This is a genomic window from Streptomyces avidinii (assembly GCF_014650695.1).
Classification (GTDB): Bacteria; Actinomycetota; Actinomycetes; order Streptomycetales; family Streptomycetaceae; genus Streptomyces; species Streptomyces avidinii.
In genome coordinates this window covers 47,996-59,985 of sequence record NZ_BMVL01000019.1, presented here as the reverse complement: position 1 = coordinate 59,985, position 11,990 = coordinate 47,996, and the positions used below count along the sequence as shown (strand labels likewise).

Genomic DNA, 11,990 nt, shown 5'->3' with positions numbered 1-11,990 from the left:
GCCGCCGCCCCGCGCGGCCCGCAGGCTCCGCCGAACCGCCCGCGCCGCCGCCCTGCTCACCCTTGCCCTGCTCCTGGCGGGCGGCGCGGCGACGGGCTGCGGCGGGCGGGCCACCACCCACCACAAGCCCGGCACCAGCCACGAGCAGGCCTCCGGCAGCGTGGGCACCCTGCTCACGGCCACCGACACCACCGGCCACCGGCTCCGCGAGGTACCGGCCCAGGGGGCGCCGGAAGTCCGGCTCACCGTCCGCCCGGACAGCGAGGACGGCTGGAACCTCCAACTGGCGGTGAAGGACTACCGCTTCACCCCCGACAGCACCGGCGGCGCCGCACTCCCGGGCGCGGGCCACGCCCACCTGGAGCTCGACGGACGCAAACTGGCCCGGCTGTACGGCCCCTGGTTCCACCTGCCCGCGGCGCAGGTCCCCGAGGGCACGCACACCCTGACCGTCCGCCTCTACGCGGACGACCACACCGCCTGGGCCGTGTCGGGCAAGCCGGTCGAGGGCACGGCGCAGCTCACCGCCACCGCCCCGGGGCCGCCGGACGGCCACAGCCACGGCGGGAGTCCGAGCCCTGCCCCGCCTTCAGCTCCGACTCCGACTCCTGCTCCGGCTGCGGAGCAGGCCGACCGGACGGTCACCGTCACCGTCCGGGACGGCAAGGTCACCCCCGCCCCCGCCCGCACCGAACTGCGGCGCGGAGAGCGCGTGGCCCTGCGCGTCACCAGCGACCGCGCGGACACCCTGCACGTCCACGGCTACGACAAGGAACTCGCCCTGCCGGCAGGCCAGGAGGCCACCCTGATCCTGACAGCCGACCGCACGGGCCTCTTCGAGGTCGAAACCCACGAGTCCAACCTCGTCCTGACCCAACTCCTCGTCCGATGACCCGCCCCCACACCGTCCCCGGCCTCACCCAGCGCCCGCCGCCCGGGCCCGGGCGCAAGGCCCGGCCCGTGCCTGCGCCGGCAGCCCGACCCGCGTTCGGACGCCCGCCCGGGCCGGGGCTTGAGCCGATACCCGGGCCCCTGGCCGGACGCGGGTCCCGACCCGTACTCCGGCCTGCATCCCGGCCCGCGCTCCGTCCCGCATCCCGGCCCCGGCGTCCCGGAGCCGGGCTCGGGCCAGCGGCGCCCTGCCGGGATGCCCGCGGGACGGCGGCGCCGTCCCGGGTAGGCCCATGGTGAGCCCCCTCGGGCCGGGGGGCACCCAGGGCGGCGGTGGTGGTGGTCGCGGCCAGGGCGTGGTCCTTCACCCGGCCGATCCGCTCACCTCGCTCGCGCACGGGATCGGGTCCCAGCACGATCTGCCCATCTCTCCCTTCTATGCCTTCGCCGGTGCCTTCGCCGCGCTGTTCGTCTCCTTCCTCGCGCTCGGCCTCCTCTGGTCCACCTCCCGCTTCCGCGGAGAGCGCTCGGGTCTCGCCCTGCCCGCCGCCCTGCAGCGGGTGGCCGACGCGCCGGCCACCCGAACCGCTCTGCGCGGACTGGGACTCGCCGCCGCACTCGCCGTCCTGCTGTACCTCCTCCTCGGTCCCGACGACCCCGCGCACAACCCCGCTCCCGGCGCCGTCTACGTCCTCCTCTGGGTCGGACTCGTCCCCGCCTCCCTCCTCCTCGGCCCCGTCTGGCGCCTGCTCAACCCGCTCCGCACCCTCCACCACCTGCTCTCCCGGGCCCTGCGCCGCCAAGACCCCGACACCGGCCCGGGCCACCACCGCCCCGTTCCGGTCCGGATCGGTCAATGGCCCGCCGCCGCCGGGCTGTTCGGTTTCACCTGGCTCGAACTCGTCGCTCCTGAACCCGCATCCACCACCACCCTCCTGATCGCGATCACCGCCTACGCCACCGGCCAACTCCTGCTCGCCGCCCGCTTCGGCGAGCGCTGGTTCGACGGCGGCGACGCCTTCGAGGCGTACTCCACCCTCCTGGCCCGGCTCTCCCCCCTCGGCCGTCGCAGCGACGGCCGCCTCGTTCTCCGTAACCCCTTCCACGGACTCGACGCGACACCCGAGCGGCCCGGACTCGTCGCCACCGTCTGCGTCCTCCTCGGCTCCACCGCCTACGACGGCTTCTCCGACAACCCCTCGTGGATCAACGCCCTACAGACCTCCCCCCTCGGCCGCACCCCCACGGCCACACTCGGACTGCTCGCTTCCATCGCCCTCGTCGCCACGCTCTACTGCCTGTGCGCCGCGGCCACCCGACTCGTCAGCGGCCCGCACCCCGGACCGCTCACCGCCTTCGCGCACTCACTCGTACCGATCGCACTCGGCTATCTCATCGCCCACTACTTCTCCCTCCTCGTAGTCGAAGGACCACGCACAGTAAGCATGGCACTCGGCACTGACAACGCCCCCGAACCCGTGCCACTGCTGGGTCCGGGCGGCCTCGCGGCCCTCCAGGTCGTCGCCGTCGTCACCGGTCACGTGCTCGGCGTCGTCGCGGCCCACGACCGTTCCGTACGCCTCTTCCCGCCCGCCAGAGCGGTGGCCGGCCAACTGCCGCTGCTGGCGCTGATGATCACTTACACCCTCGGGGGGATCGGACTTCTGCTGAACTGAGGCCCCCACCGAACCCGGAAGCGAGGAGCGGCATGATGGACCCCGTGCCTCCCGCCCACTCCCTGCGCCGTACGCCGATCCAGCAGCGCAGCGCCGACCGGCTCGCCCGGATCCTCGACGCCTGCGCCGAGCTGCTCGACGAGACCGGGTACGAGAATCTCAGCACCCGTGCCGTGGCCCTGCGCGCCGGCGTGCCGATCGGCTCCGTCTACCGCTTCTTCGGCAACAAGAGGGCCATGGCCATCGCCCTCGCCCACCGCAACCTGGACCGCTACGTCGACGGCATCGCAGACCGGCTCGCCGACCTCCCCGCCACCCACTGGCGGCCCGTCGTGGACGCGGTACTGGACGAGTACCTGGCCATGAAGCGCAGCATGCCGGGCTTCGCGCTCGTCGACTTCGGCGTGCCCGCGCCGCCCACCGAGGGGCCGGAGGCGGACCCGAACCACCAGGTCGCCGCCCGGCTGACCGAGCTGCTCTCCGCGCACCTCGGTCTCACCCCGGACGCCACTCTGGAGCGGGCCGTACTCGTCGCCGTCGAGGCCACCGACGCGCTGATCCAGCTGGCCTTCCGGGCCGACCCGGCCGGGGATCCGGGCATCGTCGACGAGACCCGCGCGATGATGCACGCCTATCTCGCCCGCGTACTCGACTGACGACCCCTCCCCTCCGTGCGTACCGGTCGGTATGCTCGGTGCACCCGGCGTGCCCGTGCCGCAGACCGCCGCCCCTGGAGGGCCCATGTCCCGCACCGCCCTGCGCATCTGCCCCCTCTGCGAAGCCACCTGCGGCCTCACCCTCACCCTCGCGGACGGCGCGGTCACCGGCGCCCGCGGTGACCGGGAGGACGTCTTCAGCCGCGGCTTCATCTGCCCCAAGGGGGCCGCGTTCGGAGCGCTCGACTCCGACCCCGACCGGCTGCGCGGCCCCCTCGTCCGCCGTGCCGGCCGGTTGCGGGAGGCCACCTGGGAGGAGGCCTTCGACGCCATCACCGCCGCCGTCCCCGCCCTGGTCCGGGAGTACGGGGCCCAGTCGGTCGGCGTCGTACTCGGCAACCCGAACGTGCACACCATGGCAGGCGCCCTCTACCCGCCCCTGCTCCTCAAGGCCCTCGGCACCCGCAACCTCTTCACCGCCAGCACGCTCGACCAGATGCCCAAGCACGTGTCCAGCGGACTCCTCTTCGGCGACCCCTTCGCCATCCCGGTCCCCGACCTCGACCGGACCGACTTCCTGCTCCTCCTGGGCGCCAACCCGGTCGAGTCCAACGGCTCGCTGTGCACCGCCCCCGACTTCCCGGGCCGGCTGAAGGCCCTGCGGGCCCGCGGCGGCACCCTGGTCGTCGTCGACCCGCGCCGTACGCGCACCGCCGCACTCGCCGACCGCCACCTCGCGCCGCGCCCCGGCAGCGACGCACTGCTCCTCGCCGCCCTCGCGCACACCCTGATCGAGGAGAAGCTCGCCGCCCCCGGCGCACTGGAGGAACTCAGCCAGGGCATCGGGGAACTCGGTGCCGCGCTCGGGAGTTTCACTCCTGAGGCCGTATCACCCGCATGCGACCTCACGGCCGCCGAGATCCGCACGCTCGCCCGCGAGCTCGCGGCGGCACCCACCGCCGCCGTCTACGGGCGAATCGGCAGCTGCACGGTCGAGTACGGCACGCTGGCGAGCTGGCTGGTCGACGTACTCAACATCCTCACCGGCAATCTGGACCGGCCGGGCGGAGCCCTGTTCCCGCTCTCGGCGACGGCCCCGCCGGGCCGGCCCGCGGGTCCGGGCAAGGGATTCGCACTCGGCCGCTGGTCGAGCCGGGTCGGTGGCCACCCCGAGGCCAAGGGCGAGCTGCCCATGGCCGCACTGGCGGAGGAGATCGAGACCCCGGGCGAAGGGCGGATCCGCGCACTGCTCGCCGTCGCCGCCAATCCGGTGCTGTCCGCGCCCGACGGCGACCGGCTGGACCGGGCGCTGGCCGGGCTCGATTTCATGGTCTCGGTCGACCCGTACCTGAACGAGACCTCACGCCACGCACACGTCGTCCTGCCACCGCCGCCGCCCTCCCGGAGCGCGCACTTCGACTTCGCGTTCAACGGGTTCGCCGTGCGCAACCAGGCCCGGTACTCGCCCGCCGCCGTCCCGCTGGAGGGCGAGGGCATGGACGAGTGCGAGATCCACGCGCGCCTGATCCTCGCCGTCTCCGGACTGCACGGCGCGCCGCCCGAGGCCGTCGACGAGCGTGTCATCGCCGACACCCTGGCCCGGGCGGTCACCGATCCCCACTCACCGCTCCACGGCGGCGACCCGCAGGAACTGGCCCGCCTGCTGAACGGCACCACCGGCCCCGAGCGGCGCCTCGACCTGATGTTGCGCACGGGCCCGTACGACCTGACCCTCGACGATCTGCGGCAGGCGCCGCACGGCATCGACCTCGGCCCGCTGCGGCCCCGGCTCCCGGGCGTGCTCAAGACCCGCAGCGGCAGGATCGAGCTGCTCCCGGACCCGATCGCGGCCGAGCTGCCCCGGCTGCGCGCGGCGCTCGCCGAACGCCCCGCCGCCCTGGTGCTCGTGGGCCGCCGCCATCTGCGGTCCAACAACAGCTGGTTGCACAACGTACCGGCCCTCACCGGAGGTTCCAACCGCTGCACCCTTCACGTCCACCCGCACGACGCGGAGCGACTCGGACTCGTGGACGGAGGGCAGGCCAGGATCACCGCCGAGGGCGGGAGCCTGGAGGTGCCCGTCGAGGTCACCGATGCCGTCCGCAGCGGTGTGGTGAGCCTCCCGCACGGGTGGGGCCACGATCGCGCCGGCTCGCGGCTGTCGGTGGCGGCCGCGGTGCCCGGTGCGAACGTCAACCAGCTGCTCGACGGCACCCGCATGGACCGGCTGTCCGGCACGGCGGTGCTCAACGGCTTCCCCGTCGAGTTGACACCCCTGCCCTGAGCTGGGGTTTTGCTCGTATTGCTCACGCGTAGACGTCTTGTTGGCGCGCTGAGGGGGCACCTACCTTCCCCACATGCTGACCTTCCTCGGCTTCGCCATGATCGCGACCTTCCTGGTCCTGATCATGCTGAAGAAAATGTCGCCCATCGCGGCGCTCGTCCTCATCCCCGCACTCTTCTGCGTGTTCGCAGGGAAGGGCGCGCACCTCGGCGACTACGTCATCGACGGCGTCGGCAAGCTCGCCCCGACCGCCGCCATGCTGATGTTCGCCATCGTCTACTTCGGAGTGATGATCGACGTCGGTCTCTTCGACCCGATCGTCCGCGGCATCCTGCGCTTCTGCAAGGCGGACCCGATGCGGGTGGTGGTCGGCACCGCCGTCCTCGCCGCGATCGTCTCGCTCGACGGCGACGGCTCGACCACCTTCATGATCACCGTCTCGGCCATGTATCCGCTCTACAAGCGGCTCGGCCTCAGCCTGGTGGTCATGACGGGCGTCGCGGCCACGGCCAACGGCGTCATGAACACCCTCCCCTGGGGCGGTCCGACCGCCCGCGCCGCCACCGCCCTCAAGCTCGACGCCGCCGACATCTTCGTCCCGATGATCCCGGCTCTCGCGGTGGGGCTGCTCTTCGTGTTCGTCCTGGCGTACGTCCTCGGTGTGAAGGAGCGCCGCCGGGTCGGCACCCTGGTACTGCCCGGGCAGGTGGAACGGGAGGCGGTCGAGGACGAGCTGGTCCCGGCCGCCCCCGGGGCGTCCGGCCCGTCCGCATCCGCCGAAGGCGCCACCGACTCCGCCGCTTCCGCGGCCGCCTCCGCGACCGGCTCCGCTCCTGCCTCCGCCTCCGCCTCCGCCCCGCTCGGGAGCGGCGACATCCCCGCCCCGGAGGACGGCTTCCAGGGCCTGGATCCGCACCGCCCCACCCTGCGCCCCCGCCTGTACTGGTTCAACGCCGGCCTGACCGTCGCCCTGCTGACCGCGATGATCACGGAGCTGCTGCCCATCCCGGTGCTGTTCCTCCTCGGCGCCGCTCTCGCGCTCACCGTGAACTTCCCGCACATGCCCGACCAGAAGGCCCGGATCGCCGCCCACGCCGACAACGTCCTGAACGTCGCCGGCATGGTCTTCGCCGCCGCCGTCTTCACCGGGGTCCTCACCGGCACCGGCATGGTCAAGCACATGGCCGACTGGCTCGTCGGCGCCATCCCCGAGGGCATGGGCCCGCACATGGCACTGGTCACCGGCCTGCTGAGCCTGCCGCTCACCTACTTCATGTCGAACGACGGCTTCTACTTCGGTGTCCTGCCCGTCCTGGCCGAGGCCGGCGCCGCCCACGGGGTCTCCTCGCTCGAGATCGCCCGCGCTTCCCTCGTCGGCCAGGCGCTGCACATGTCGAGTCCGCTGGTTCCGGCCGTCTACGTCCTCGTCGGCATGGCCAAGGTCGAGTTCGGCGACCACACCCGGTTCACCGTGAAATGGGCGGCTCTGACCTCCCTCGTGGTCCTGGCGGCGGGGATGCTTTTCGGCATCATCTGACGTCCCGCGCCCCCTGGCCGACAAAAACTACCGGCGCTAGTTTGTAGGGTGTTCGAGAGGTCGGATCTACGCGCTCGTGCGTGCTCGGGAGGAATGCCATGAAGGCCCACGACGGGATGTACATCGACGGCGCGTGGCGGCCCGCCGCCGGCAGCGAGCTGATCGAGGTCGTGAACCCGGCCGACGGCCAGGTCATCGGCACGGTCCCGGCCGGTACCGAGGAGGACGTGGACGCAGCCGTACGCGCGGCCCGTGCGGCACTCCCGGGCTGGGCGGCCACGCCCCCGGCCGAGCGGGGCGCGCTGATCGGCGCGCTGCGCGACGCGCTGCTGGCCCGCAAGGTCGAACTGACCGACACCATCACCGCCGAGCTCGGGTCCCCGCTCGGCTTCTCGAAGGCGGTCCACGTCGGATCGCCGATCGCCGTGGCCGCCTCCTACGCCGAACTCGCCGCCTCGTACGCCTTCGAGGAACGCATCGGGAACTCCACCGTGCTCCTGGAGCCGGTCGGGGTGGTCGCGGCCATCACGCCCTGGAACTATCCGCTGCACCAGGTCGTTGCAAAGGTGGCGCCCGCTCTCGCCGCCGGCTGCACCCTCGTCCTCAAGCCGGCCGAGGACACCCCGCTGACCGCACAGCTCTTCGCCGAAGCCGTGCACGAGGCGGGCATCCCGGCCGGAGTCTTCAATCTGGTGACCGGTACCGGTCCGGTCGCAGGCCAGGCCCTGGCCGCGCACGAGGGGGTCGACCTCGTCTCCTTCACCGGCTCGACCGCGGTCGGCAAGCTGATCGGTGCCACGGCCGGAGCCGCCGTCAAGCGGGTCGCGCTCGAACTGGGCGGCAAGTCGGCCAACGTCATCCTGCCCGGCGCCGACCTGGCCAAGGCCGTCGCGGCAGGCGTCGGACACGTCATGAACAACACCGGCCAGAGCTGCAACGCGCTCACCCGGATGCTCGTCCACCGGGACCAGTACGAGGAGGCCGTCTCGCTCGCGGCCGAGGCCGTCGCCGACTACCCCACCGGTGATCCCCGCCAGGCCGGCATCCGGGTCGGCCCGGTCGTCAATGCCAAGCAGCACGAGCGGGTCCGCGGTTTCATCACCAAGGGCGTGGAGGAAGGCGCGCGCCTGGTCGCAGGCGGGCCCGACGCGCCGCTGGAGCAGGGGTACTTCGTGGCGCCGACGGTGTTCGCCGACGTCACGCCCGACATGACCATCGCCCAGGAGGAGATCTTCGGCCCCGTGCTGTCGATCCTGCGGTACGAGGACGAGGAGGAGGCCCTCAGCATCGCAAACGGCACCGTCTACGGCCTGGGCGGCGCCGTCTGGGCGGCCGACGAGGCGACGGCCGTGGCCTTCGCGCGCCGTATGGACACCGGGCAGGTGGACATCAACGGCGGCCGCTTCAACGTGCTCGCGCCCTTCGGCGGCTACAAGCAGTCGGGCGTCGGGCGCGAGCTGGGCCCGCACGGCCTGGCCGAGTACCTCCAGACGAAGTCCCTGCAGTTCTGAGCCCACCACCCGGCCCACCGGCCCACTCTGTCCCGCCCCGATCGCCCGATCGCCACCGCACCCGCACCCTCACCCAGCCAGCATCGGAAAGACGAGATGACGACCATGGTCCGCGCCGCCGTCCTGCCCGCCGTCGGAGCCCCGTTGGAGATACGGGACATCGTGCTGCCGGATCCCGGCCCCGGGCAGGTCCGGGTGCGGCTCACCGCCGCCGGGGTGTGCCACTCCGACCTCTCCCTCACCAACGGCACCATGCGCGTCCCCGTACCCGCCGTCCTCGGCCACGAGGGCGCGGGCACCGTCCTCGCCGTGGGGGAGGGCGTCACCCACGTCGCCCCGGGCGACGGCGTGGTGCTCAACTGGGCGCCGTCCTGCGGAGCGTGCCACCACTGCACGATCGGCGAGGTCTGGCTCTGCGCCACCGCGCTCGCCGGGGTCGGGGCGGTCCACGCGCACGACGCGCAGGGCACCGCACTGCACCCCGGGCTGAATGTGGCCGCCTTCGCCGAGGAGACCGTCGTCGCGGCCAACTGCGTGCTGCCCGCCCCCGACGGGATCCCCCTCGCCGAGGCCGCCCTGCTCGGCTGCGCCGTCCTCACCGGCTACGGGGCCGTCCGGCACAGCGCCCAGGTCCGCCCGGGCGAGTCGGTCGCCGTGTTCGGCGTCGGCGGGGTCGGCCTCGCCGCCCTCCAGGCCGCGCGGATCGCGCAGGCCGGCCCGGTGATCGCCGTCGACGTGTCCCCCGCCAAGGAGGAACTGGCGCGAGCGGCCGGAGCCACCGAGTTCGTGCTCGCCTCCGACACGACCGCCAAGCAGATCCGCGTGCTGACCGGCGGGCAGGGTGCGGACGTCGCCGTCGAGTGCGTCGGCCGGGCGGAGACCATCCGCGGCGCCTGGGAGTCGACTCGTCGCGGCGGCCGCACCACGGTCGTCGGTATCGGCGGCAAGGACCAGCAGGTCACCTTCCACGTCCTGGAGATCTTCCACTTCGCCCGCACCCTCACCGGCTGCGTCTACGGCAACAGCGACCCCGCCCGAGACCTCCCGGTGATCGCCGAGCACGTCCGCGCGGGCCGCCTCGACCTCGGTGCCCTGGTCACCGACCGCATCACCCTCGACGGCATCCCGGCGGCCTTCGACGCCATGCTGGCGGGCAAGGGAGGCCGCTCCCTCGTCGTCTTCTAGGGGGTGCCCGCCGCCTGGCGCAGCCGCAGGTGCCGGTGCGCGTCGTGGAGGGACCAGTGGCCGGGCGGTGACCGCGTAGGCCCCGGCGTCGACCGCGCGCAGCAGCGGGGTCCGGCCGTCGGGGCCGACGCGGTCGAGCCGCACCCCGTGGCTGTGCAGGGCCTCGACCACCGGATACGACCCGCGGGCCGCCGCGATGTCCAGCGCCGACAGGCCGTCCGCGCCGAGCGCTTCCGCGCCGAGTGCTTCCGCGCCGAGCGTGTCCGGAGCGGCCTGATCGGCCGCCGCCTGCAGCAGGGTGCGGACCCGCGCCGCGTCGTCGGCGCGCACCGCGGTGATCAAGTCGGTGTCCCCGAGCGTCAAACCGTCCCCTTCAGCGCCTCGTACTGCAGGGCCAGCCCGTCCAGCAACGCCGCCAGGCCCGTCTCGAAGGCGCCCTCGTCCACCTCCCGCCCGCGCTCCGCCAGCAGGTGGGCCTGGCCCAGGTGCGGGTAGTCCGCCGGGTCGTACGCCGCCCGGTCGTCCACGAAACCCCGGGCGAAGGAGGCCACCGCCGAGCCCAGGATGAAGTACCGCATCAGTGCGCCGATCCGGGTCGCCTGCGCCGGTGACCACCCGGCCTCCGTCATCGCCCCGAACACTGCGTCCGCCAGCCGCAGCCCGGCCGGCCGGCGGCCCGGCCCGCGCGCCAGGACCGGCACGATGTTCGGGTGGTCCGCCAGGGCGTCCCGGTACGAATGCGCCCACGCGTGCAGGGCCCCCCGCCAGTCCTGGCCGCCGTCGAACATAGACAGGTCGACCCGTGCGCTCACCGAGTCCGCCACCGCGTCCAGGATCTCGTCCTTGGTGCGGAAGTGGTTGTAGAGCGAGGGCCCGCTGACCCCGAGCGCGGCCGCCAGCCGCCGCGTCGACACCGCCTCCAGCCCCTCGGCGTCCACGAGGGCGCCGGCCACCTCGACGATCCGGTCCCGGCTGAGAAGGGGCTTGCGCGGTCTGGCCATGCGCCACATAGTAGGGCCTGCCCGCCATAAACTACCGGTGCTAGTTAAAGGTGCCGATCCCGCCCCCGGAGGTGCCCGGTGAATATGGAGCTGAGCGAGGAGCAGACCGCAGTCCGCCGGCTCGCCCGCGATTTCACCGAGCGCGAGGTCGTCCCGTACACCGCCGAGTGGGACCGCGCCGAAAGCGTCGACCGGGCCATCGTGAAGAAGCTGGGCGCGCTCGGCTTCCTCGGGCTGACCGTCCCCGAGGAGTACGGCGGCTCCGGCGGCGACCACCTCGCCTACGTCCTGGTCACCGAGGAGCTCGGACGCGGCGACTCGGCCGTGCGCGGGATCGTCTCCGTCTCCCTCGGCCTGGTCGCCAAGACCATCGCCGCCTGGGGAACCGAGGACCAGAAGCACGCCTGGCTGCCCCGCCTCTGCTCGGGCGACGCCCTCGGCTGCTTCGGACTGACCGAGCCCGGCACCGGCTCCGACGCCGGCAGCCTCACCACCCGCGCCGTTCGCGAGGGGGACGCGTACGTCCTCGACGGCAGCAAGATGTTCATCACCAACGGCACATGGGCCGACGTGGTGCTGCTCTTCGCCCGTACCGGCGACGAGCCCGGCCATCGCGGGGTCTCCGCCTTCCTCGTGCCCACCGACACCCCGGGCCTGACCCGCCGTGAGATCCACGGCAAGCTCGGCCTGCGCGGTCAGGCCACCGCCGAACTCGTCCTCGACGGCGTCCGCGTGCCCGCCTCCGCGATGATCGGCCCCGAGGGCAAGGGCTTCTCCGTCGCCATGTCCGCCCTCGCCAAGGGCCGGATGTCGGTCGCCGCCGGCTGCGTCGGCATCGCGCAGGCGGCCCTGGACGCGGCGCTCTCGTACGCTGCCCGGCGCGAGCAGTTCGGCAAGCCGATAGCCCACCACCAGCTGGTCCAGGAGCTCATCGCGGACATCTCGGTCGACGTGGACGCCGCCCGGCTGCTCACCTGGCGGGTCGCCGACCTCATCGACCGCGGGCAGCCCTTCGCCACCGAGTCCTCCACCGCCAAGCTCTTCGCCTCCGAGGCCGCCGTGCGCGCCGCGAGCAACGCCCTCCAGGTGCACGGCGGGTACGGCTACATCGACGAGTACCCGGCGGGCAAGCTGCTGCGCGACGCCCGCGTGATGACCCTGTACGAGGGCACCAGCCAGATCCAGAAGCTGCTCATCGGCCGCGCCCGCACCGGGGTTTCGGCCTTCTGAGCATGATTGGGCACGGGCA

9 protein-coding genes are annotated in these 11,990 nt (G+C 73.2%); 8 read left to right on the top strand and 1 reads right to left on the bottom strand.

Annotated features, from left to right (window positions below):
* Positions 1 to 52: 52 nt before the first annotated feature.
* The 7 genes from IE257_RS34000 to IE257_RS33970 all read left to right on the top strand — a co-directional run bounded on the left by IE257_RS34000 (position 53) and on the right by IE257_RS33970 (position 9,740).
* Entirely contained in the window at positions 53 to 892 is an 840-nt protein-coding gene (locus IE257_RS34000; protein ID WP_189973767.1) for a cupredoxin domain-containing protein, read from the top strand.
* Between the two features lie 355 nt (positions 893 to 1,247).
* A complete protein-coding gene (locus IE257_RS33995; protein WP_189973766.1) occupies positions 1,248 to 2,567 on the top strand; it encodes a hypothetical protein in 1,320 nt (439 codons plus the stop codon).
* Between the two features lie 35 nt (positions 2,568 to 2,602).
* Positions 2,603 to 3,223, top strand: a complete 621-nt coding sequence (locus IE257_RS33990) for a TetR/AcrR family transcriptional regulator (protein WP_189973765.1) — start codon at positions 2,603 to 2,605, stop codon at positions 3,221 to 3,223.
* A gap of 85 nt (positions 3,224 to 3,308) precedes the next feature.
* Positions 3,309 to 5,507 (top strand): molybdopterin oxidoreductase family protein, encoded by a 2,199-nt coding sequence (locus IE257_RS33985; RefSeq protein WP_189973694.1) that lies wholly within the window; start codon positions 3,309 to 3,311, stop codon positions 5,505 to 5,507.
* Positions 5,508 to 5,580: 73 nt separating this feature from the next.
* The gene (locus tag IE257_RS33980) at positions 5,581 to 7,044 is read left to right on the top strand and encodes a CitMHS family transporter (protein ID WP_189973693.1); all 1,464 of its coding nucleotides are present in this window, start codon (positions 5,581 to 5,583) and stop codon (positions 7,042 to 7,044) included.
* 98 nt (positions 7,045 to 7,142) lie between these two features.
* Positions 7,143 to 8,555 carry an aldehyde dehydrogenase family protein gene (locus IE257_RS33975; RefSeq protein ID WP_189973692.1) on the top strand — a complete coding sequence of 471 codons (1,413 nt, stop codon included), beginning with the start codon at positions 7,143 to 7,145 and terminating at the stop codon, positions 8,553 to 8,555.
* A 105-nt stretch (positions 8,556 to 8,660) separates the two neighbouring features.
* Positions 8,661 to 9,740 carry a Zn-dependent alcohol dehydrogenase gene (locus tag IE257_RS33970; protein WP_189973764.1) on the top strand — a complete coding sequence of 360 codons (1,080 nt, stop codon included), beginning with the start codon at positions 8,661 to 8,663 and terminating at the stop codon, positions 9,738 to 9,740.
* A 359-nt stretch (positions 9,741 to 10,099) separates the two neighbouring features.
* Here IE257_RS33970 and IE257_RS33965 read toward each other — a convergent pair whose 3' ends face one another.
* On the bottom strand, positions 10,100 to 10,750 hold the full coding sequence (locus tag IE257_RS33965; protein ID WP_189973691.1) for a TetR/AcrR family transcriptional regulator: 651 nt from the start codon (positions 10,748 to 10,750) through the stop codon (positions 10,100 to 10,102).
* Positions 10,751 to 10,819: 69 nt separating this feature from the next.
* Here IE257_RS33965 and IE257_RS33960 point away from each other — a divergent pair, with 69 nt between their 5' ends.
* The gene (locus tag IE257_RS33960; RefSeq protein WP_189973690.1) at positions 10,820 to 11,971 is read left to right on the top strand and encodes an acyl-CoA dehydrogenase family protein; all 1,152 of its coding nucleotides are present in this window, start codon (positions 10,820 to 10,822) and stop codon (positions 11,969 to 11,971) included.
* The last annotated feature ends 19 nt before the right edge of the window (positions 11,972 to 11,990 follow it).